This is a genomic window from Arthrobacter sp. E3, from assembly GCF_017353415.1.
Lineage (GTDB): Bacteria > Actinomycetota > Actinomycetes > Actinomycetales > Micrococcaceae > Specibacter.
Window position 1 is genome coordinate 60,958 of sequence record NZ_JAFMPX010000009.1, and the last position, 22,119, is coordinate 83,076.

The 22,119-nt window shown below is 62.7% G+C and carries 15 protein-coding genes; 14 read left to right on the forward strand and 1 reads right to left on the reverse strand.

The genetic code is table 11. The features are described from left to right. Positions 1–43 precede the first annotated feature (43 nt). The 5 genes from JMA46_RS06140 to JMA46_RS06160 all read left to right on the forward strand — a co-directional run bounded on the left by JMA46_RS06140 (position 44) and on the right by JMA46_RS06160 (position 8,943). On the forward strand, positions 44–748 hold the full coding sequence (locus tag JMA46_RS06140) for a hypothetical protein (RefSeq protein ID WP_207344449.1): 705 nt from the start codon (positions 44–46) through the stop codon (positions 746–748). Beyond that, complete coding sequence (locus tag JMA46_RS06145) at positions 745–5,181, forward strand: FtsK/SpoIIIE domain-containing protein (RefSeq protein ID WP_207344450.1); 4,437 nt, start codon at positions 745–747, stop codon at positions 5,179–5,181. Before JMA46_RS06140 ends, JMA46_RS06145 begins: the two co-directional genes overlap by 4 nt. 171 nt (positions 5,182–5,352) lie before the next feature. After that, entirely contained in the window at positions 5,353–5,619 is a 267-nt protein-coding gene (locus JMA46_RS06150; protein ID WP_207343673.1) for a hypothetical protein, read from the forward strand. Positions 5,620–5,734: 115 nt separating this feature from the next. Then, positions 5,735–8,080, forward strand: a complete 2,346-nt coding sequence (ligA, locus tag JMA46_RS06155; protein ID WP_207344451.1) for an NAD-dependent DNA ligase LigA — start codon at positions 5,735–5,737, stop codon at positions 8,078–8,080. Between the two features lie 20 nt (positions 8,081–8,100). Further along, on the forward strand, positions 8,101–8,943 hold the full coding sequence (locus JMA46_RS06160; RefSeq protein ID WP_207344452.1) for an inositol monophosphatase family protein: 843 nt from the start codon (positions 8,101–8,103) through the stop codon (positions 8,941–8,943). A gap of 146 nt (positions 8,944–9,089) precedes the next feature. Here JMA46_RS06160 and JMA46_RS17115 read toward each other — a convergent pair whose 3' ends face one another. After that, positions 9,090–10,028, reverse strand: a complete 939-nt coding sequence (locus JMA46_RS17115; RefSeq protein ID WP_247647095.1) for a hypothetical protein — start codon at positions 10,026–10,028, stop codon at positions 9,090–9,092. A gap of 245 nt (positions 10,029–10,273) precedes the next feature. Between JMA46_RS17115 and JMA46_RS06170 the strand changes: the two genes are divergently transcribed. The 9 genes from JMA46_RS06170 to JMA46_RS06210 all read left to right on the forward strand — a co-directional run bounded on the left by JMA46_RS06170 (position 10,274) and on the right by JMA46_RS06210 (position 22,091). Then, entirely contained in the window at positions 10,274–11,503 is a 1,230-nt protein-coding gene (locus tag JMA46_RS06170) for a CoA transferase (RefSeq protein ID WP_207344453.1), read from the forward strand. 160 nt (positions 11,504–11,663) lie between these two features. Next, positions 11,664–13,547 (forward strand): APC family permease, encoded by a 1,884-nt coding sequence (locus tag JMA46_RS06175; protein ID WP_207344454.1) that lies wholly within the window; start codon positions 11,664–11,666, stop codon positions 13,545–13,547. Positions 13,548–13,665: 118 nt separating this feature from the next. Continuing rightward, positions 13,666–15,312 carry a S53 family peptidase gene (locus JMA46_RS06180; RefSeq protein WP_247647096.1) on the forward strand — a complete coding sequence of 549 codons (1,647 nt, stop codon included), beginning with the start codon at positions 13,666–13,668 and terminating at the stop codon, positions 15,310–15,312. Between the two features lie 49 nt (positions 15,313–15,361). Further along, positions 15,362–15,859, forward strand: a complete 498-nt coding sequence (locus JMA46_RS06185) for a GNAT family N-acetyltransferase (RefSeq protein WP_207344455.1) — start codon at positions 15,362–15,364, stop codon at positions 15,857–15,859. Positions 15,860–15,959: 100 nt separating this feature from the next. Continuing rightward, positions 15,960–17,294 carry an LssY C-terminal domain-containing protein gene (locus JMA46_RS06190; protein ID WP_207344456.1) on the forward strand — a complete coding sequence of 445 codons (1,335 nt, stop codon included), beginning with the start codon at positions 15,960–15,962 and terminating at the stop codon, positions 17,292–17,294. A 62-nt stretch (positions 17,295–17,356) separates the two neighbouring features. After that, entirely contained in the window at positions 17,357–17,653 is a 297-nt protein-coding gene (gatC, locus tag JMA46_RS06195) for an Asp-tRNA(Asn)/Glu-tRNA(Gln) amidotransferase subunit GatC (protein WP_207344457.1), read from the forward strand. 3 nt (positions 17,654–17,656) lie between these two features. After that, entirely contained in the window at positions 17,657–19,210 is a 1,554-nt protein-coding gene (gene gatA, locus JMA46_RS06200; RefSeq protein WP_207344458.1) for an Asp-tRNA(Asn)/Glu-tRNA(Gln) amidotransferase subunit GatA, read from the forward strand. Beyond that, positions 19,210–20,718, forward strand: coding sequence for an Asp-tRNA(Asn)/Glu-tRNA(Gln) amidotransferase subunit GatB (gatB, locus tag JMA46_RS06205; protein ID WP_207344459.1), 1,509 nt, complete (start codon positions 19,210–19,212; stop codon positions 20,716–20,718). Before gatA ends, gatB begins: the two co-directional genes overlap by 1 nt. Before the next feature lie 494 nt (positions 20,719–21,212). Beyond that, positions 21,213–22,091, forward strand: coding sequence for an ABC transporter permease subunit (locus JMA46_RS06210; protein WP_247647101.1), 879 nt, complete (start codon positions 21,213–21,215; stop codon positions 22,089–22,091). The last annotated feature ends 28 nt before the right edge of the window (positions 22,092–22,119 follow it).

Here is a 22,119-nt window from a genome sequence, read left to right on the forward strand (position 1 = left end):
CCGGGATAACAAGAAACAGCATGCAAACTAGGGGGTTGCCGTCATGGCTGAATTGACTATTGATTTTTGTGGCGAATGGTACGAGCCGTCGCCGGAGACCATTTTCAGCATTGGCCGTGAAGGTGACATAGAGGTTGACGACAACCCCTACCTGCACAGGAAATTCCTTGAGGTGAGCAAGTACGACGGCATTTGGTGGCTGACAAATGCTGGCACCATGCTCTCGGCCACCATTGCCGACGCTGCCGGGGGCATGCAGGCGTGGATGGCGCCCGGTGCCCGCATTCCCTTGGTGTTCAGTCAGACGAACGTGATCTTCACGGCCGGGCCCACCACGTACGAATTTTCCGTACACCTTGCGGCTCCCTCATTCATGTCCCAAAGCAGGGAGGACGACTCGGCCGGTTCAACCACCATTGGGCCCGTTGTGTTCACTCCGTCGCAGAAGGCGCTCATTGTGGCACTGTCGGAGCCCATGCTGCGCCGCGGCGGAACCGGCTTCAGCTCCATTCCGTCCTCGGCGCAGGCTGCCAAGCGCCTCGGCTGGGCACTCACACGCTTCAACCGGAAGCTGGACAATGTGTGCGACAAACTCGACCGGGTCGGTGTTGTTGGCCTGCGCGGCGGTGGCGGAAAGCTCGCCACGAACAGGCGTGCACGCTTGGTGGAGCATGCCGTCACCTCCCACCTCGTCACTCCGGATGACCTCCCCCTGCTGGATTCACAACGCGGAACGGACGATGAATGAGGATCAGGCTGACGCTTAGGCGTGAACCGCAGGAGGACAAGAACCTGGCCGTCACAGTAGACGGCCTGGCCTCGGTGGGGGACATCGCCACCGAGCTGTATTTGTCGGATCCTTCCCGCAAGGGAGCCCAAGCGCCGAAAAACCTTTCGCTGTTGGTGGAGGAGTCCGTGGTGGGTGGCGTGCGTGGCGGCACGCTTCCGCCGGATGGCAACCTGCTGGAATCGGGGCTGCGCCCTGGCGCCACGGTGTCCTTGACACAGGTCAGCGAATCCTTCGCGGTGCCGCATCAGGACCGCGGCCCGGCCGCCGCCACTGTGCGCATCATTGCCGGACCTGACACAGGCAAGGAATTCGCGCTGCCCCAGGGCACCAGCTATGTGGGCCGCGACTTTGACGTTGACGTGCGCCTCAGCGACCCCATGACGTCCAAACGCCACGCACGCATCACGGTCGGGGACACGATTGAAATCTCGGATACCGGCTCCGCCAACGGACTCATGATGGAAGGCACCCAGATCTCGCGTGCCGTCCTGGGCTCCTACGACGAGGTGACCTTGGGCGAAACCACGCTTTCCATTGTGAGCCTGGGCCGCGGCGCGCAATCGGGGCCCAGCAGCCCGTTGGTGGAGTTCAACCGCTCCCCGCGAGTGGTGCCCCACTTCAAGGTGGAGGAACAAACCCTTCCCTCAGGACCGCAGCGGCCGCGGCGTGAACGCTTCCCGCTCGTGATGATGATCGCCCCGATCCTCATGGGTGCTGTGATGTTCGCTGTCACGAAAAGCGTGTTCAGCATCGTGTTCATAGCCATGATGCCGATGATGATGATCGGCAGCTGGATGGACCAAAAAGCGAATATCAAGCGCGAGACGAAGGACGCCGTGATCCAGTTCCGTGGAGCGGTCACGGAATTCCGCCGGCAAATGACGGCCCGCCAACAGGTGGAGCGGGCCGTGCGACTGGCAGAGAGCCCGTCCACGGCTGAGACCGTGGACGCCATTTATAAGCTCGGTCCAATGATGTGGACGCACCGGCCGGAACACAAATCGTTCCTGTCACTGCGGCTCGGGGTGGGCCGTCAGCCCTCACGCACGCCTGTCAAGGTATCCAACGAGAACAACACCCTGCCCGAGTACATGGCCGAGATTCAGGACATCAAGACTGAATTCACCGACATTGACGCCGTGCCTGTCGTGGCGCAATTGCGTACCAGTGGTGCCCTGGGTGTGGCGGGTCCGCGCGGTGTGGTGGACGACGTCGCCCGAGCCCTGGTGCTGCAGGCTGTGGGATTGCATTCCCCGGCTGAGCTGGCTGTTGCGGCCATCACCTCCGCCGAGTCCAAGGAACGCTGGGAATGGTTGCAGTGGCTCCCGCACGTGGGGTCGGTGCACTCACCGCTGGCGGGGGATCATCTGGCGTCCGGCCACGGCGCCGGGGGTGTGCTCTTGGCAGCCCTGGAGGAACTGCTGTTGTCCCGCGGCGCCAACATGAGCGCCCATGGGGCAGCCCATCGCGGTGCACTTGACGCGGCCAAACTCGAAATTCCCGCGCCGTCCACGCCGTCCCTGCTGGTCATCATTGAAGACGACGTCAAGGTTGACCGTGCGCGGCTGACCCGGTTGGTGGAGCATGGCGCCGATGTGGGCGTGCATGTTTTGTGGGTGGCCGGATCCGTCGAAGCCTTGCCGGCACCCTGCCGCGACTTTGTCCACGTTGCCGAAACAGCCACCACCGGCCAGGTCCGCCTGGGCCAGCTGACCTACCCCGTCAGCTGCGAGAGTGTCAGCGCCGAACTGGCCGCCCAACTGGCCCGTATGCTGGCACCTGTGGTGGACGCCGGGAAACCGGTTGATGACGACTCCGACCTTCCCCGCAGCGTCTCCTACGTGGCACTGGCCGGGCATGACCTGGTGGAAGGCACCACGGGCATCGCCGACCGCTGGCTGGAAAACAACTCCGTCTCCTCCCGCGCCGTGAAGAACCGCAAACACCAGGGCTCACTGCGCGCCCTGGTCGGTTCCAAGGGTGTTGAACCCATGTATCTCGACTTGAAAACTGAAGGGCCGCATGCCTTGGTGGGTGGCACCACCGGTGCTGGCAAATCCGAGTTCCTGCAGGCTTGGGTGCTGGGCATGGCTGCCGCCTACAGCCCGGACAGGCTCTCCTTCCTGTTTGTGGACTATAAGGGTGGCGCCGCCTTTGCCGACTGCGTCAAGCTCCCGCACACCGTGGGCCTGGTGACGGATCTTTCCCCGCACTTGGTGCGCCGCGCACTGACGTCCCTGCGAGCGGAACTGCACCACCGCGAGCACCTGCTCAACCGTAAAAAAGCCAAGGACCTGCTTGCCATGGAGCGGGAAGCGGATCCCGAGGCTCCGCCGTCGTTGATCATTGTGGTGGATGAGTTTGCCGCCCTCGCAAAGGAAGTCCCGGAATTCGTGGACGGGGTGGTGGATGTCGCCGCCCGCGGCCGTTCCCTGGGCCTGCACCTGATTCTTGCCACGCAGCGGCCCTCCGGCGTCATCAAGGACAGCCTGCGCGCCAACACCAACATGCGCATTGCCTTGCGCATGGCCGACGTGGACGACTCCAAGGACATTCTCGGCGAAGACACAGCGGCATACTTCAGCCCGTCCATTCCGGGGCGCGGCGCGGCGAAAACCGGCCCTGGGCGCATCCAGGGCTTCCAGACGGGCTACGCCGGTGGCTGGACTACCCGCACACCGCAACGCCCCCGCATCGACATTGTGGAAATGGACTTTGGCTCCGGTGCGGCGTGGGAGCAGGAGCTGGCGGCTGCCCCTGTGGAGGAATCGGCGGGGCCGAATGACGTCTCCAAGGTTGTGGACAACATTTCGCTGGCCGCCGTGGAACTGGGCGTCAAGCCGCCGCGCAAGCCGTGGTTGAGCGAGCTGTCCGGCATTTACGACTTCTCCAAGCTGCCCGGACAACGCACGGACGAGCAGCTGTTGCTAGGCGTCATGGACGACCCCGAACACCAGGCACAACCCACCGTGTTCTTTGAACCGGATAAGGACGGCAACATGGCCATCCTGGGCGCCAGCGGTTCGGGCAAGTCGGCGGCGCTGCGCACCATTGCCATCGCCGCCGCGATCACCCCGCGCGGCGGGCCGGTGCAGGTGTACGGGATCGACGCCGCCTCCAACGGTCTGCAGATGCTCGAAGCACTCCCACACGTGGGCGGCATCATCAACGCCGAGGACGGCGAACGCGTGGGCCGGCTGCTGCGCTACGTCCGCGGCATCATTGAAGAACGCGCCGAAAGCTTCGCCCAGGTCAAGGCCAGCACCATCGCCGAATACCGCCGCCTCGCCAACAAACCGGACGAGCCGCGCATCATCGTCATGGTGGACGGGCTGGCCACGTTCCGTGAACTCTACGAATTCCGCACGGGCATGAACCAGTTCGAAACGCTGCAGCAAATCGCCACCGACGGCCGTCCCATGGGTGTGCACATTGTCATTGCCGGTGACAGCCCGAAGTCGCTTCCGGCGTCGTTGGCGTCCTCGGTGCAGCGACTGCTCGTGTTCCGGCTGGCCACCACGGACGACTACTCCAACCTGGGCCTGCCGCGCGACGTGCTGACCCCGGCCTCCCCGCCCGGACGCGGCATGATCGACGGCGGCGAAGTGCAGATCGCCGTTTTTGGTGGTACCTCCAACCTGGCATTGCAGGCCAGGCAGGTGGAAAGCCTGGCCGAATCGCTGCGCCGTCAGGGGGTCAAGGCCGCCCCGAGGATCGAATCCCTGCCCGAGAACCTGGACCTGAATGTGCTCCCCGCTGCCTCCGCCGGCAACGTGATCATCGGGGTTGACGACTACAACCTGGAACCGGCCGGCCTGAACGCCACCGGTGCGCTCATGCTCACCGGGCCGCCGTCCTCGGGCCGCACCACCGCACTTGTCACGCTGGCTGAAGCGCTGAAACGTTCGACGCCGGGTACCCGGCGTGTGTACTTCGGCTCGCGCCGCTCGGCCATCGCCAACTTGAACGTGTGGGACGAGTCGATTGTAACCGCGGGGGAGTTGGAGCCTGAGCTGCAGCGCTTCATCGAATTGGTGGAAAGCGAAAGCCAGGCTGTTGCCTTCTTCATTGAAGGAGTGACGGAGTTCGCCGACTCGGAGGCGGAAATGGACTTGGTCACGCTGATCAAGGCAGCCGTCAAAGCCAACTTGTTCGTGGTGGGTGAAGGGGAAACCTCCACGTGGTCAGGGGCCTGGAACATCGCCGGACTGTTCAAGGCAGGCCGCCGGGGGCTGCTCATGAACCCGGGTGACATTGAAGGGGACAACTTGATGAACACGTCGCTGGGGAGGGTCAGCAACAACAAATTCATCCCGGGCCGCGGCTATGTGGTGGGCCGGGGCAAGGCGTTCAAACTGCAAGTGGCAAGCACCATGGACCACGAACGCTAGGGCTCCCAACCAACAAATTTGCCCGTCACAATCCGATGGGGGAGTTGTCCCCATCGACGGTGTTGGCGAAGGCACGATAGATTCTTATCAGTCGCTTGGCCGGGACTTCCCGGACATGGCGAAACAAGAGCGGCAAAGCCCGCAAATTTCTACGAATTAAGGATGTGGATCATGGCCGGTATGCTCGGTAGCGATCCCCAGGACATGGCCGATTTGGCTTCCAAACTTGGCAATGCCATTGACCAGATCACCCAGGTCATGTCAACTCTTGACAGCAAGGCCAGCTCGGTTCTCTGGGAAGGTCCTGACGCCAAGCGCTTCAAGGGCACCGAATGGCCGATGTCCAAGAAGGCACTGGCTCGCGTCATCGCCGACCTGGGCAACGTGAAGACCGTTGTGAACAAGCAGATGAACGAGCAGATCACCGCTTCACGCTAGATCCACTTGCTGGATCAACGCGCTGGATCAGCAAAGAAGATGCAGGTTTCCACCTTGGGGGCGGAAACCTGCGTTTTTTGTTTGTGCAGGAAGCCGTGCAGTGGTGCAGGCGTTCATGGGGCAAGATAGTAGCGTGAGCTACGAGCCAGCAGAAAACCAGCCCATTCCCAACGACGCGGACCGTGAACGCTACGGCGTCCTCGTGGACTTGATCCAAAAATACCGGGCGGCCTACTACAACGATGACGCGCCCCTGGTCTCCGACGCAGAGTTCGACCTGCTGTATAGCGAGCTGGAGACGCTGGAGGCGCTGCATCCTGAACTGGTCAGCGGCGATTCCCCCACCCAGCAGGTAGGCGGGGATGTCTCGGTGGCGTTTGCCGCCGTCGAACATCTTGCGCGAATGTACTCGCTGGAGGACGTCTTCTCGCTGGAGGAGCTGGAAGCGTGGCTGCGCAAGGCTGCGGCCTCGGTGGAAAACCGGGGCGGGAAGGCTCCGCAGTGGTTGACGGAGCTGAAGATCGACGGCCTGGCCGTGAACTTGCTGTACCGCGACGGCGTACTGGTGCGGGCCGCCACGCGCGGGGACGGCACCACCGGCGAGGACATCACGCACAATGTGGCCACCATCAAGGACATTCCACAGCGCCTACACGGCAGCAATTTTCCCACCGAAGTGGAGATCCGCGGCGAGGTGTTCATCGCCTCGAAGGACTTTGCCATCCTGAATGAACACATGGTCGCTGCGGGCAAGGCACCCTTTGCGAACCCACGGAATTCGGCGGCGGGCTCACTGCGGCAAAAGGATCCTGCAGTAACAGCCCAGCGGCCGCTGAGCATGTTTGTGCACGGCATTGGTGCGCGGGAGGGGTTGTCCACGGCGACGCAGTCCGCAACCTATGAACTGTTGAAGTCGTGGGGCATGCCCATCAGCCCTTACTACAAGGTGCTGGACACGCTGCCGGAGGTCATGGAGTTCATTGAGTACTTCGGTGAGCACCGCCATGATGTGGTGCACGAAATTGATGGCATTGTGGTCAAGGTGGACGACCTTGCCACCCAACGCGAACTCGGCCACACCTCACGGGTACCGCGCTGGTCCGTGGCGTACAAGTACCCGCCCGAGGAAGTGAACACGAAGCTCATCGACATTCGTGTCAACGTGGGCCGGACCGGTCGTGTCACCCCCTATGGGGTCATGGAACCTGTCAAGGTGGCCGGCTCCGTGGTGACAATGGCCACCTTGCACAACCAAGACGTTGTCAAGGCCAAGGGTGTGCTGATTGGCGACATCGTGGTGCTGCGCAAAGCCGGGGATGTGATCCCTGAGATTGTGGGGCCGGTCATGGCCTTGCGGGAGAAGCAGGATCCGCCCGTACGGGAGTTCATCATGCCCACGTATTGCCCGTCGTGCGGGACCGAACTGGCCCCGGCCAAGGACGGTGACATCGACATCCGCTGCCCCAACACCCAGTCCTGTCCTGCCCAGCTCACCGAGCGGGTGGCGCATTTGGCCGGCCGCGGCGGCTTTGACATTGAATCGCTGGGCTACGAGGCCGCCATGGCGTTGACCACCGGTCCGGGCCCCGACCCCGCAGGGAACGGCGGCATCAGTGCTCCTGCCGGTCCCGGGCCTTTGACGAGTGAAGCGCAAGTCTTCAACATCGCCCAACTGGACCTGTCCGGCGTCGTAGTATGGCGGGAGAAGCGGGCCAAGAACAAGGAAACCGGCAAGTTTGAGGGGACAGGCGAGTTTGAGCTGGTGCCCTACTTCTACAGCAAACCCACTGCCAAGAAGCCCTCGGCGCCCAAGAAGACGACCACAGATCTGTACGACGAGCTGGAAAAGGCGAAGTCGGCGCCGCTGTGGCGGGTGCTTGTGGCGCTGTCCATCAGGCATGTTGGGCCCACGGCCTCGCGCGCCCTAGCCACGCGGTACTCCAGCATGGCCGCCATCCAGCAAGCGTTGAAAGCGCCAGATGCGCGCGAGCAGCTGGCCGAGGTGGACGGTGTGGGGGCCATCATTGCCGAGGAACTCATTGAATGGTTTGGCATTGACTGGCACCAGGAAATCGTTGACGCGTGGGCGAAATCAGGTGTGCTCATGGCGGATGCCGTGGACGAATCCGCGCCGCGCACCCTTGAAGGGCTGACAATTGTGGTGACGGGAACGCTGCCCACGCTCAGCCGTGACGAGGCGAAGGAAGCGATCATCACCCGCGGCGGCAAGGCGGCAGGCTCCGTCTCCAAAAACACGTCCTACGTGGTGGCTGGCGAAGCTGCCGGCACTAAACTCGACAAGGCTGAAGCGTTGGGTATCCCCGTACTGGATGAAGAAGCGTTCCAACTGTTGCTCACCGCCGGGCCCGCGGCGTTCGCCGCGGCGGAACCCGCCGTGCAAGAAACCGTCGTGCAAGAAACCGTCGCAGTGGAAACTGCTGTGCAAGAAACCGACTCGTAAGCCCCAATCAAAGGAACATCATGCCCCCCGCTGCCGTCACTGTTGATGAACTGCTCGAAGTTGCCCTGCGAGCTGCTGCCGAAGGAGCCGCTGTGCTCGCTGCACGCGACCCTGGCAGTTTTGCCGCGACGGAGAAATCCTCGGACGCGGACTGGGTCACGGCCTTTGACGTGGCTGCCGAGAATGCCGTACGTGCCGTGATCGGGGACGCCCGCCCGCATGATGTGATCACGGGCGAGGAACTGGCCCCGGAATTACCGGCCGAGCCATCGGGATACAGGTGGAGCATTGACCCGCTGGACGGAACCATGAACTTCATCCGCAACATCGCCTACCACTGCACGTCGGTGGCCGTGGCCGGGCCGGACGGACAATGGCTGGCCGGGGTGGTCAACGCACCGGCGCTGCGCAGGGTGTACTTCGCCACCCGTGGTGGTGGTGCGTGGTTGGATGAAACCCGTGCGGACGGTGTTCAGTCGCTGCGCGCGCTGCATGGCCCCACCGAATCCCGGGGCGGGACGCTGCTGGCCACGGCAGTGGCGAATGACGCGGCGCTCCGGCGCCGCTTGGTGTCCGAGCTGAATGGGCGCATGGATCACTTCGGGGACTTCCGCCGCCTGGGCTCGGCAGCCCTTGAATTGTGTGCTGTGGCCGAAGGCGGGGTGGACGGCTACCTGGAATACGGTCTGTTTGAGCACGACTTTGCCGCCGCAGCGCTGATTGCGGAGGAAGCGGGCGCCTGGGTGCACCGGCCGGAGCTGAGTCCTGCCATCAATGGCCTGCCCAGCCGCGAAGAGGTCCTTTCGGTGTGGACGGGCGCCTGCGTGCCCGGCATGGAAGGAAACTTCGCCCCGGCGGAGTAGGTGCGGCGTTTACCCGCCGGCCCCGGGTTTCGTACTGCAGCTCCGGTGGGTGTTCGGCGCTGGGACCCGCAGGAGCTGCAGTGCAAATCTGGCTTCCACACGCTGACCCGCAGGAGCTGCAGTATATTTGTCGGCCAATGGACAGGCTAGGGCTTTGAGCGCCATCCTTGTTGCCGAAGTGACGCCTCAAACATTGCCACGACGTGGGCATCGCCGCGTTTCATGTCGGCGTTGTAGACCTTGACCTGCACCCATCCTCGGATGCGGGTGCGCTCGTCCCGGTTGCGGTCGTGGAGTTGTTTCTCGGTGGTCTGGTGGATTTCACCTTCGTATTCGCCGCACACCTTGTATTCCTTGCAGGCCAGGTCGGGCCCAACATCGAATTCACCAGCACCCCCGGCAATCTTGCAGTTCGGCAAAAATTCAGGGAGTCCTGAACGGTGCAAGATCAATCGGAGCCGTGTTTCGGGAGGGGAGTCCACGCCAACCCGCATGAGTTCGAGCGCCCTTTTGGCCTTCACCAGTCCCGGCATATGGCGAAAGCCGCCAATGTAGGCCCGCAGCTGTTCCTCGGGGATGATGGCACATTTGGAAGGTCCAAAGTGCCGGTCATGCTCACAGATCAAGTGGTCGGCTACGGCCACCAAGTCGTCGAGGCTCAGTATGGTGGCCAAATCCAGGAACGTCCTTGCCGGGCTTGTCAGGGGTACTCCCTCGATCCACACGATGTCGCTGCTGGTCAGATTGATGCAATGTCCGGCCACCCCGCGCCGACGGGAATGGGCGCTGCCGGGTACGCGGGACAAGTGAAGTGTTCTGCTTTCCTCGGCAAACCACGGCAGCGGCATTTCGTGGATTTGTGCTGCAGTGACATGGGAGACCCAATTGTCCAAGCCCAGGCTGGTGTACGGCCGCACCCGGTCAAGCAGTGGTTGGCCGGCTTCTTGGGGTACCCGTATCCCCCTGCTTGGAACGCTCAGGTCACTTGCCCGCATTCGGCTCACCGAGACGCCCGCCAGGAGCCCTTCGCGGTAAGTGAAGGACTGGCGGGCCAGTTTCCCGGGAAGCCTTGATCGAGCAGTCATGAAATCAGTCTGGGCCGAAAATCGAAATCCTGTCCGGAGATATCCACAGCATGAAGTTGTCCACAGATTCGGACTCGCTGATACTGCAGCAGAGGTGGGTTCGTCGCCAACGAACAATTTCATACTGCCGCTGATGCGGGTGCTGAGCGTCAACAGCCACATCAGCTGCAGTATGGATCGCGCAGTGAACTGAAAGGCTCCGGACAGCCGCGTTCCCAGTCCGGCTGCGGGTGTACCGTATTGCCATGGACGTCAGCAAGGGTGCCTTCGACGTACCCGCCAATGTGCAGGTGACAGGGGATGCAGCTCTTCCCTCCGCCTTTGATGTGACGGGGATGGCGGTTGCTTCCATGGCCGACGCCGCCACTGCCATTGCCCAACTGGCCACCCACCACGGAGCCCCGATCGCAGAGATAACGGTCGACCGGAACTTGGCGTCCCTGTGGTTTGGGCTCTCTTTCACCCCTGTTGGTTGGGAATTGCCGACGGTGTGGGACGCCATTGCGGGGGACTACCGTTGCACGGATGGTTGGATTCGGCTGCATACGAATGCGGCTCACCATCGCGCCGCCGCCCTGGAAGTCTTAGGGCTGGAAGCGGGCGCCGACCGCCTGGAGGTGGCTGGCGCCGTCGTACGTTGGAGTGGGGAAGCGCTGGAAGTGGAGGTGGTTGCCGCGAATGGTTGCGCGGCCCTCATGCGGTCCTTGCAACAGTGGTACAAACATCCGCAAGGGCAGGCGGTGGCAGCTGAACCCCTTGTCCACTGGGGTGCGTCGCGTTCGGCAGGAATGGACGACGCCGGAACCCGGGCCCGCGCAAGCCTCGCCACTGCGGCACGACCGTTGGAGGGTGTGCGGGTGTTGGATCTGACGGGGGTCATTGCCGGACCTGTCGCGACCCGGTTCCTGGCCATGTACGGAGCGGAAGTGCTGCGGATTGACCCGCCCGGCTGGCAGGAGCAGGGGCTTGAGGCGGAGATGACGGTGGGCAAACACTGTGCGCACCTCGATTTGGGGGATGCGGCAGCGCTGGGCACGCTTCGAGAGTTGCTGGCCGGGGCCGATATCTTCATTCACGGCTACCGGCCCGATGCCCTGGACAAGTTCGGGTTGTCGGAGGCGGTGCTGCGGAGGGACTATCCGTGGCTCATTGACATTGGGCTTGATGCTTACGGCTGGGGCGGCCCATGGGCGAATCGCCGCGGGTTTGATTCGCTGGTGCAAATGAGTTGTGGAATAGCGGACGCGGGAAGGGAACACTTTGGGGGCGAAAACCGTTCCCGCTTCCGGTTCAGGCACTTGACCACGCCACCGGCTATCTGTGTACCGCGGCGGCCGTCAAGGCGTGGCAGGATCGGCTGGGTGGCACGGTGCGCAGGGCGGAGGCTGCCGTCCGCGGCGGTGATAGGCGCCGTCACTGTGGGAACGAGCATTCCGGCCAGCGGATTTGGCTCGGCACCACCTCGGTGGCAGTAATTTCTGCTGTTGAGGTGTGCACAATAGCGGATACTTGGGGTATTTTTGCGCGCCACACCGCATGATTAGCAGTTTTTATGCTTCCTACCCTCCTTGTCCGGGGAAAGCGGGCGTACGCTGAAAACAACCGATTGAAGTCATACACAAGGAAGTGTTGACCATGACCATCGCTCATAGTGAAGAGCGCGGGACCTTCGAATCTGCGGACAGCGGCCTCAAACGAAATTTGTCCCTGACGCAATTATTGTTACTGGGAGTAAGCGCCCAAATTGGATCCGGCTGGCTTTTTGGAGTGTTGGCAGCCGCCGGAGTCGCCGGACCGGCGGCCATTCTTTCTTGGATCATCGCCTCTGTTCTGGTTTTTCTCATCGCCCTGACCTATCTGGAACTAGGCGCAATGCTGCCCCGTTCCGGGGCCATTGTGCGGTACACGTTCCTGAGCCATGGCGCGTTCTCCGGCTGGATCATCGGCTGGGCGTACTGGCTGTCGGTAGTGTCTATCCCACCCATCGAAGCTGAAGCCACGCTCACGTACCTTGGCGGCAGGTTCCCTGAAACGGGGTTCCTGACCACCGTGGACGGCGTGCAACTGCTGAGCTGGCCACAAGGGATCGTAAGCGGTTTCATCCTGATGGCCGTCTTCTTCATCTTGAACTTCTTTGGTGCCAGGTTCCTTGCTGAATCCAACCGGTGGGTCACCCTGTGGAAGATCGCCCTGCCGACCCTGACGTTTATTTTCCTGTTCTTCATCCTCAACGGCAGCAACTTCACTTCCTACGGCGGCTTTGCCCCACTGGGCGTGCCACCGATCTTCCACGCCATTGCCACCACCGGCATCATCTTTTCCCTGTTGGGTTTCCGCCAAGCTTTGGACTATGGCGGGGAAGTGCGCAACCCCCAGCGCAATGTGCCCTTGGCGACCATCGGGTCCATTGCCATTCCGGCCGTCATCTACACCTTGTTGCAGGTTGCGTTCATCGGTGCCATCAACTGGAAGGACATGGGGCTGCAAGGCGGCCAATGGGACAAGCTGACAACCGGTGGATGGGCGGACGGGCCGCTGTTCCACGCCCTTGACTCCGCCAACCTTGCCGCGTTGGCAGCCCTGGGCACGTTCCTGCTCATCGACGCCGCCATCTCCCCGATGGCTACCGGGTGGGTCTACCTGGGCACCGGCGCCCGCACCGGCTACGGCCTGGGCGTGCACCGGAACGTGCCACGTAAATTCACTGTCAGTAACCGCTTCGGAATTCCGTGGCTGGCACTGCTGGTCTCGGCTGTTGTTGGCTGTGTGTTCTTCGTCCCCGCGCCCAGCTGGTACCAGCTTGTCGGTTTCATCAGCTCCGCAGCCGTGCTGACCTACATCATGGGCGGTGTTGGACTGCCGGTGCTCCGGAAGACCGCCGCGGCCCTCGAGCGGCCATTCCGGCTTCGTGCCTTCCATTTCTGGTCACCGATTTCCTTCCTGGCAGCCGTGTTGATTCTGTACTGGAGCGGCTTTTCAACGCTGACCAATGTCATTACCGCAACTTTCATCGGGTTGCCGTTCTTCACGGCCTACTACGCGTGGAAGAGCGGTTGGATCCGTCCGGTCATCAGCGGCATCCTCAGCGTCGTGTTCTTTGTCCTGTGGATTTGGATGTCCACGGTCAGCGGATGGGTGCTGACCGGCGGCAACGGAGCGCGCCCTGGCGCTTGGCCGTTTGTTGTCTATTACGTGGTGTTCTGCGTGCTTGTGTTGGCATTCTGTGGTGCCGTGTGGCTGTTCAGCAATGCCGTGGGACGCCGGCATGTCAACGCCACGTGGTGGCTGATCTGGCTCCTGTTGGCGTCAATGCTAGTCGGCTACCTGGGTGTCTACGGCCCGCTTGACGATCCCATATTCAAGTTCCCCTGGGGCATGGGCGTGGAACTACTCGTGGGCATCGTGACCTACATCTGGGCCGTCCACTCCGGGTTTGAAACGGATGAAATCAAGGACATCGTAGCCAGTGCTGCACGCACTGCGGACAGCGGCCCCACTCTTGCCGACGGCACCAGCTGAGAAACCCAGCCGTGAGGGGCGCAGTCAACTCATTGTGCCCTCCACAGAAGGCTCGTATCATCAGCCCTAAGGCGCCCCACAGGCGCATTGGCTGCATAAGCATGGAACGGTGAGGGACATGAATACAGGCATGGACAATGGCGCCAGTGCGAACAAACAGGTCAAACTGCCGGATCTGGTCCCGCTGCCAGGAAGTGAGCGCGAACCCGCAAGAAATTTTGTGCTCGCCCCGCCCGCAGCAAGGCAGGAGCGTCCCGAGGCACTCCGGGAAGAGCCGCTTGAAGTAAGTGTGTTCGTACGCCGCAGGAGTGCCGTCCCGGACAGTGCGCTCGCAGGCGGAACAGCCCCCGGCCTGCTGGCCGAGTATGGGGCCAGCAACGAGGACATGGATCTGGTCAAGGAGACATTGGAAGGCCTTGGCGTCACCATAACAGAGGCCAATGCGGCCAAGCGCAGGTTGCGGGTCCGTGGTCCGGCCGGGCTCCTGGCCGGCATCTTCGGGACCACGCTGGAACTCGCGGCGGATCCGGGCACCAACAGTTCCGGAACCTACCGGCACAGGACTGGCGGTTTGAGTGTGCCCGCCGCACTGGAGGGGGTGGTTACTGCAGTGCTGGGCCTGGATAACAGGGCGCAGGCACGGACTCAGTTTCACATCTCGCCAGCAGCCTCCGCTTCGATAAGTTACACGCCGCCGCAGCTCGGGGTGATCTATGAGTTTCCCGAGGGTGCGGACGGGTCGGGTCAAACCGTGGCGATCATTGAACTTGGCGGCGGGTTTGACCAAGGCGACTTGGACGCCTACTTTGCCGGTCTTGGCATCACCAGTCCCACCGTCACCGCCGTCAGTGTGGACGGGGCTGTGAATGTACCCGGCCAGGATCCGCAAGGTGCCGACGGGGAGGTGCTCTTGGACATCCAGGTGGTCGGTGCGTTGGCGCCCGGTGCCGCCATCAAGGTGTACTTTGCCCCTAACACGGATGCCGGTTTTGCAGACGCAATAGTCCAGGCCACCCACGACACGCCCACACCGGCGGTCATCAGCGTCAGCTGGGGCCAAAGTGAGGATGAGTGGACGGAGCAGGCACGCCAAACGATGGACAGCGCCTTTGTGGACGCCGCCCTGCTGGGTGTGTCCGTCACTGTTGCCGCCGGTGACAATGGCAGCGCCGATGCGACCGCTGACGGGCGAAACCACGCTGATTTTCCGGCCTCCAGTCCACATGCGCTGTCGTGCGGGGGGACACGGCTTTTGGCCAACCCGGCCACCGGGCATGTGTCCTCGGAGGTGGTGTGGAATGACGCCACCAATTCAGCCACCGGCGGAGGTGTCAGCGACGCTTTTCCACTCCCCACCTGGCAGCAACATGTGAGAGTTTCGGCTGGAACAAAGCCGCTCCAAATTCCTACCGGCCGTGGAGTGCCCGACGTGGCAGCAGTAGCCGACCCGCAAACCGGATACCAAGTACGGGTCGACGGCCAGGACATGGTCATTGGCGGCACCAGCGCCGTCGCTCCGCTGTGGGCGGCGCTCATTGCTCGCCTGGCCCAATCAGCCGGGCACGGGCTGGGCCTGCTGCACCCGGTCCTTTACGCCAACGCGGCACCGGGTCAGGCTGCGCCGGGGTTCCGCGACATCACCAATGGAAACAACGGCAGCTACAACGCCACACCCGGTTGGGACGCCTGCACGGGGCTCGGCGTGCCCAAGGGAGTAGAGCTGGGGAAGTTGTTCACAGGCAACCAAGACGGTGGGCAGGCATAATAGGCACTGAATAAACATCTGATTCACAGCCTGAGGACCCCCTACGCGCATGAGCATTGCAGTTCGAGCCATCACCACAGCAGACTACGACGCCGTTGCGCGAATCACAGCAGACGCCTACCTTGGCGCCGGGTATTTTGACAGTGTCGAATACCCCTATATGCAAAAGATCATGCGGGTGGGGGAGCGTGCGGCAGCGGCACACATCATCGTGGCCGAGCGTGAGGGAATGGTCATCGGCTCGGCCACACTGGCAGTCTTCGGTGACGAGTGGGCTGACATCGCCTTGGCCGATGAACTGGAATTCCGTCTTCTGGTGGTGGATCCGAAGGTGCAGCGAAGCGGTGCCGGGCGTGCCATGGTGTCCTGGATTTTAGAGAGGGCCCGTGCAGATGCTGGCATTCAAGCAGTCAGCCTCACCACCGGGGATGACTGGCAGGCGGCGCACGCACTATACCGCAAGCTTGGCTTCTCGCGGGTTCCTTCGCGCGATTGGCCGATCCCGGAAAATGGCAAGATGCTCCGCGTCTACCGAATGGCGTTGTAAAAGCTGTCGAAGCGGAACCTGGCAGGTAGGGGAGTGCAGCCCGGCACTATGATGGCCACATGCGCACCCCCTCACCTTTCGATTCCAAGGATCGCCGGCGATGATCAAGAAGCCGCGGAATCCCGAGACTGGGCGGCGGCGTTCCATCAATGCGGTGGTGGACAACATTGCCTTCGCTTTCAGCGGCCTCGCAGCAGTGTGGCTGGCGTGGCTGGTCCTGTCCGAAGGATTCGTCTGGGGCTGGACCGTGATTTTGTTCTTCGTCCTGTTCTGGGTGGTTCTGGCCTATTTGGTGCTGCCTCGCCTCCACCGCATTCTGACGTCCATCTACGTTCCGGACTACTTCATTGGCCGGGCCCGGACCAGCGATGGTCTGCTCGGTGATCCCATCAACCTTGCCATTGTCGGCAGTGAAACCCAGCTGCATGAGGCCATGACCCGGTCCGGCTGGATTCGGGCGGATCCGGTGACTTTTGCCTCAAGCCGCCGCATCATCACCTCCACCCTCTTCAGGCGAAGCTACGACGAGGCACCGGTCAGCCCGCTGCTGTTGTTTGGCCATCAACAGGACCTCGCCTACCAGCAGGAAGTGGCGGGCAATCCGGCCAAGCGACACCATGTGCGGTTCTGGCGTTGCCCGGATGGTTGGCTGCTTCCGGGCGGGCATGGGGCCGACTGGCTGGCTGCGGGGACCTTTGACCGGGCCGTGGGCTTTTCACTTTTCACCTTGCAGATCACGCACAAGATCGACGCCGACACTGACAGGGAGCGGGACCACATCGTGGAAACACTCAAGTCGGGTGGCCCCGGGATCGAGGTGCGGGTGATCGAGGATTTCGCCACCGGCTACCACTCACGCAACGGCGGCGGGGACTCGATCGAAACCGACGGCAACCTGCCCGTGGTCGACGTCGGACATGTCACCATTGCGGCCGACGGAAACCCACTGGGCCCGAATCTGGCTGCGCGAAGGGCCGCACTGGCACGCCGGCGCCCCGCATCCACAGCCTTGGGGGTGGTCCAGATGGCCATCCGCGTGGTGGTGGGACTGGTGACGGTGGCCATGATTGTCACGCAGTGGCCAGGACTTCTCGAAGACGCTGGCGTGTCCCTGACCACTGCGGATGAGCAAATATTGACGGTGGTGCGCATCATCGTCATCGTGGTGGGGGCCGTGGGTGTGGCCGCCTACCTGCTGCTTGCCATTGGTGTGTTCCGCGGAAGCAACTGGGCCAGGATAGCGTCGATGGCCTACAGTGGCCTGCTCGTGGCCATTGCAGCATTTGCCTTCTTCAGCGGCGAGTCCACCACACTGACCACCAACGTGTTCGGCCTCCCGCTAGACATTCTGGTGCTGCTTGCCTTGTCCGCCCACAAGTCCCGGGTGTGGGCGCGCAGGGGCGAAGAACCCGCTCTAAACGCAGGCGGGATTTGACCCTGGCTGAGGCGACTAAGCTAGTAACGACACAAATATTCTTTTTCATATAGGGGAGATCCATGGCTGCGATCAACCGTGACGAGGTGGCGCATCTGGCGCAACTGGCTCACATCGAGATGAGCGACGACGAACTGGACCGCATGGCCACTGAACTGGCAGTGATTGTGGATTCGATCAAGAGCGTCAGCGAGGCTGCAGGGGATGACGTTCCCGCCACCTCACACCCGATTCCGCTGACGAACGTCATGCGCGAAGATGTGGTGGGCCACGTGCTCACAGTGGAAGAAGCGCTCTCCGGCGCCCCGGATGCCGCCTCCGGCCGTTTCAAGGTGCCCGCAATTTTGGAGGAAAGCTAAACCATGACTGCCAACGAACTGATTCGTTCAAGCGCGTCCGCCATGGCCGCCAAGCTGGCCGCCAAGGAGGTGTCCGCCGTCGAACTGACGCAGGCGCACCTTGACCGTATTGCCGAGGTCGACGGCGGAGCGCGCGGCGTCCACGCATTCCTGCACGTGAACACCGACGAAGCGCTCGCCGTCGCGGCCGACGTCGATGCTCGCCGCGCTGCCGGGGAAGAGTTGCATGAGCTGGCCGGTGTGCCGATCGCCGTCAAGGACCTGATCGTCACAAAGGGCCAGCCCACCACGGCTGCCTCCAAGATCCTCGAGGGCTGGATGAGCCCCTACGACGCCACCGTGGTGAAAAAGCTGCGCGCCGCTCGGATGCCGTTGCTGGGCAAGACGAACCTGGACGAGTTCGCCATGGGTTCCTCCACCGAGCACTCCGCCTACGGCCCCACCCGCAACCCCTGGGACCTTGACCGGATCCCCGGCGGTTCGGGCGGCGGTTCCGCTGCCGCTGTGGCAGCGTTCGAAGCCCCGCTGGCCTTGGGCACGGATACCGGTGGTTCCATCCGCCAGCCCGGAGCCGTCACGGGAACCGTTGGCGTGAAGCCAACGTACGGTGCCGTTTCGCGCTACGGCGCCATCGCCATGGCATCCTCACTGGATCAGATCGGCCCAGTTTCGCGCACCGTTTTGGACTCCGCATTGCTGCAGGAAGTCATCGGCGGCTACGACCCCCTCGACTCCACGTCACTGACCGACCCCTCCACCGGCCTCGTCGCCGCTGCCCGTGTGGGCAACGTGAAGGGCATGAAGGTCGGCGTCATCAAGGAACTGCACGGCGAAGGCTTCCAGACCGGCGTTGAAAAACGCTTCAACGAGTCCGTGGAACTGCTGCGCAGCGCCGGCGCCGAAATCGTCGAGGTCTCCTGCCCGAACTTCCGCTACGCACTCGGTGCCTACTACCTGATCATGCCGTCGGAGGCTTCCTCCAACCTGGCCAAATACGACGGCGTCCGCTTCGGCATGCGCACCCTGCCCGCCGAGGGCCCGCTCACCATTGAGCGCGTCATGAGCGCCACCCGCGCCGCCGGCTTCGGTGACGAGGTCAAGCGCCGCATCATCCTGGGCACCTACGCGCTGAGTGCCGGCTACTACGACGCCTACTACGGCTCGGCCCAGAAGGTGCGCACGCTGATCCAGAACGACTTCGCCGCGGCCTTCGCACAGGTGGACGTGCTGATTTCCCCGACATCGCCGGTGACGGCGTTCAAGTTGGGCGAGAAGATCCACGACCCGCTGTCGATGTACCTGAACGACATTGCCACCATCCCGGCGAACCTGGCCGGCGTGCCCGGGCTGACCCTGCCGGGAGGCTTGGCCGATGAAGACGGTCTGCCTGTCGGTATCCAGCTGCTGGCACCCGCCCGCGAGGACGCCCGCCTGTACCGTGTGGGAGCCGTGCTGGAATCCCTGTTGGAAGCCCAGTGGGGCGGTCCTATCCTGGACAAGGCGCCGGCGCTGGCCGAGCTTGTCAAGACCGCTGCTGCAGCCAAGGAGGCTAACTAATGAGCACCGAGACCATTTTGAGCTTCGAAGAAGCCATGGAAAAGTACGACCCCGTCCTGGGCTTTGAGGTTCACGTTGAGTTGAACACGAAGACGAAGATGTTCTCCTCGGCCCCCAACGTCTTCGGCGATACGCCCAACTCCAACGTCAACGAAGTGTGCCTGGGCCTGCCCGGAGTGCTGCCGGTGGTGAACAAAAAGGCGGTGGAATCCTCGATCCTGATCGGGCTGGCGCTGAACTGCAAGATTGCCGAACACTGCACCTTTGCCCGCAAGCAGTACTTCTACCCGGACACTCCGAAGAACTTCCAGACTTCCCAGTACGAGGACCCGATCTGTTACGACGGCTGGCTGGACATTGAGCTTGAGGACGGCACGGTTTTCCATGTTGAGATCGAGCGCGCCCATATGGAGGAGGACGCCGGAAAGCTCACCCACATGGGTGGCGCCACCGGCCGCATCCAGGGCGCCGACTTCTCCCTCGTGGACTACAACCGCTCCGGTGTGCCGCTGGTGGAGATCGTCACCAAGCCCATCGAAGGCGCCGGTTCACGCGCCCCCGAGCTGGCCAAGGCTTACGTTGCGGCCGTGCGTGAAATTGTGAAGAACCTCGGCGTTTCCGACGCCAAGATGGAGCGCGGCAACGTCCGTTGCGATGCGAACGTCTCCCTGCGCCCCTACGGTCAGGAAAAGTTTGGCACCCGCACCGAGACGAAGAACGTGAACTCCCTGCGCGCCGTCGAGAATGCGGTGAAGTTTGAGATCCAGCGCCACGCTGCCGTTCTCGACTCCGGAGTGAAGATCATCCAGGAAACCCGGCACTGGCATGAAGACACGAAGTCGACGACGTCGGGGCGCCCCAAGTCCGACGCCGACGACTACCGCTACTTCCCGGAGCCCGACCTGGTGCCCATCGTGACCACGGCCGAATGGGTCGAGGAGCTGCGCGCCACCCTACCCGAGCCGCCAGCCGAGCGCCGCAAGCGACTGCAGGCCGACTGGGGCTATTCGGATCTGGAATTCCGCGATGTGGTCAATGCCGGCCTCATGGGCGAAATCGAGGAAACCATTGCCGCCGGTGCTTCTGCGGCAGCGGCGCGCAAGTGGTGGATGGGCGAGATTGCCCGCCGCGCCAAGCTGGCCGACGTCGATCCCGCCGCGCTGGGCGTCACGCCCGCCGTCGTGGTGGAGATTGAAAAGCTGATCGCCGCAGGCTCCATCAATGACAAGCTGGCTCGCAAGGTGCTGGACGGCGTCCTTGAAGGCGAAGGCACACCGGCAGAAGTCGTGCAGAAGCGCGGGCTGGCCGTGGTGTCCGACGACGGTGCCCTGCAGAAGGCCATCGATGAAGCCTTGGCGGCCCAGCCCGACGTGGCGGATAAGATCCGTGGCGGCAAGGTTCAGGCCGTGGGAGCCATTGTGGGCGGCGTCATGAAGGTGACCCGCGGACAGGCCGACGCTGGCCGTGTGCGCGAGTTGATCCTGAAGACGCTCGGCGTGGAGGGCTGACACCAGCCCGCTGCGCTCAGGCTTGTAGCGACCCAGCTTGTAGCGACCCAGCCCCCGTTTGTGCTTTCAGTGTCCCGTCCATCGGGCGTCTAAAGCGCAAACGGGGGCTTTTTGCTGCCTGAACAGCCCAAGATGTTCGAATTACCTCCCGAGCCCTGTCCATTTGGCTCAATTCAAAACAATACCCATCAGTAGATTGCAGAAGTGATCTGTGACACTTATGTTTGTTAAACCGTTAACCGACCAGCTGGCCCAGAACACGGGCCAAGGCGAGGATGTCGGGGGAACACCGTGGAAACGAATCAGGAGAGTCGATGAGCCAGACCCAACAGGAGCCGGTGAAGCAGCTTCAAGCAGCCGTTGAGCCGACCAGCCAACCGACTGGCCCCACCAAGGCGCCGAGCCGTAAACAGCGCTCAAAAAAGCCTGCCCATCACGACGGTATTGCAGTCCGCGCAGTCTCGTGGAAGCTCAGGCTGCGCCGTGACAAGCAGATGCTGCTGATGATGATTCCCGGCGTCATTTTCCTGGCCCTGTTCTTTTACATCCCCATCCTGGGCAACGTCATCGCCTTTCAGGACTACCAGCCGTTCCTGGGCATCACCGGCAGCGACTGGGTGGGCGTGCAGAACTTCTTCGATCTCTACTTCAACCCGGATTTCTGGGTGGCATTGCGCAACACCATCGTGCTGGCTGTGTGGCAGCTGCTGCTGTTCTTCCCCGTACCGTTGGGCCTGGCCCTGATTGTCGACTCACTGATCAGTACCAGGATCCGCCGCTGGTTCCAATCACTGGTCTACCTGCCGCACTTCCTGTCATGGGTTTTGGTCATCGCCTTGTTCCAGCAGGTGCTGGGCGGGGCGGGACTGGTCAACAACTCACTGCGCGATCTGGGTCTGGACACCATCCCGTTCATGACGAACCCGGACACCTTCCCCCTGCTGGCCACCATCCAGCTGGTCTGGAAGGACGCAGGGTGGGCCATGATCATCTTCCTGGCTTCCCTGGCCGCCATTGACGGCTCGCTTTACGAAGCAGCCGCTGCGGACGGTGCCGGACGGTGGCGTCGTATGTGGCACATCACGCTTCCGGGCCTGCGCTCCATCATCGTGTTGCTGCTGATCCTGCGCATTGGCGACATCCTCAGCGTCGGCTTTGAACAGTTCCTCCTCCAGCACGACGCCGTCGGGCCAGGTGCCGCAGAAGTGCTGGATACCTTCACGTACTTTGCCGGAGTGGTCGGTGGCGGCTGGAGCATGGGCGCTGCCGCAGGACTGGCCAAGGGCGTCGTTGGGGCACTGTTGATCTTTGCCGCCAACAAGTTCGCGCACAAAATGGGCGAGCCCGGAATCTTTCAAAAGAAGGTCGGCTAGTTCCCGGCCCCCGCCAGGACTATGCCGC

What these genes read in the sequence shown, in the direction of transcription:
- JMA46_RS06140 (WP_207344449.1), top strand. Translation starts at nt 44, where the DNA reads ATGGCTGAATTGACTATTGATTTTTGTGGCGAATGGTACGAGCCGTCG.
- JMA46_RS06145 (WP_207344450.1), top strand. Translation starts at nt 745, where the DNA reads ATGAGGATCAGGCTGACGCTTAGGCGTGAACCGCAGGAGGACAAGAAC.
- JMA46_RS06150 (WP_207343673.1), top strand. Translation starts at nt 5,353, where the DNA reads ATGGCCGGTATGCTCGGTAGCGATCCCCAGGACATGGCCGATTTGGCT.
- ligA (WP_207344451.1), top strand. Translation starts at nt 5,735, where the DNA reads ATGGGGCAAGATAGTAGCGTGAGCTACGAGCCAGCAGAAAACCAGCCC.
- JMA46_RS06160 (WP_207344452.1), top strand. Translation starts at nt 8,101, where the DNA reads ATGCCCCCCGCTGCCGTCACTGTTGATGAACTGCTCGAAGTTGCCCTG.
- JMA46_RS17115 (WP_247647095.1), bottom strand. Translation starts at nt 10,028, where the DNA reads ATGACTGCTCGATCAAGGCTTCCCGGGAAACTGGCCCGCCAGTCCTTC.
- JMA46_RS06170 (WP_207344453.1), top strand. Translation starts at nt 10,274, where the DNA reads ATGGACGTCAGCAAGGGTGCCTTCGACGTACCCGCCAATGTGCAGGTG.
- JMA46_RS06175 (WP_207344454.1), top strand. Translation starts at nt 11,664, where the DNA reads ATGACCATCGCTCATAGTGAAGAGCGCGGGACCTTCGAATCTGCGGAC.
- JMA46_RS06180 (WP_247647096.1), top strand. Translation starts at nt 13,666, where the DNA reads ATGAATACAGGCATGGACAATGGCGCCAGTGCGAACAAACAGGTCAAA.
- JMA46_RS06185 (WP_207344455.1), top strand. Translation starts at nt 15,362, where the DNA reads ATGAGCATTGCAGTTCGAGCCATCACCACAGCAGACTACGACGCCGTT.
- JMA46_RS06190 (WP_207344456.1), top strand. Translation starts at nt 15,960, where the DNA reads ATGATCAAGAAGCCGCGGAATCCCGAGACTGGGCGGCGGCGTTCCATC.
- gatC (WP_207344457.1), top strand. Translation starts at nt 17,357, where the DNA reads ATGGCTGCGATCAACCGTGACGAGGTGGCGCATCTGGCGCAACTGGCT.
- gatA (WP_207344458.1), top strand. Translation starts at nt 17,657, where the DNA reads ATGACTGCCAACGAACTGATTCGTTCAAGCGCGTCCGCCATGGCCGCC.
- gatB (WP_207344459.1), top strand. Translation starts at nt 19,210, where the DNA reads ATGAGCACCGAGACCATTTTGAGCTTCGAAGAAGCCATGGAAAAGTAC.
- JMA46_RS06210 (WP_247647101.1), top strand. Translation starts at nt 21,213, where the DNA reads ATGCTGCTGATGATGATTCCCGGCGTCATTTTCCTGGCCCTGTTCTTT.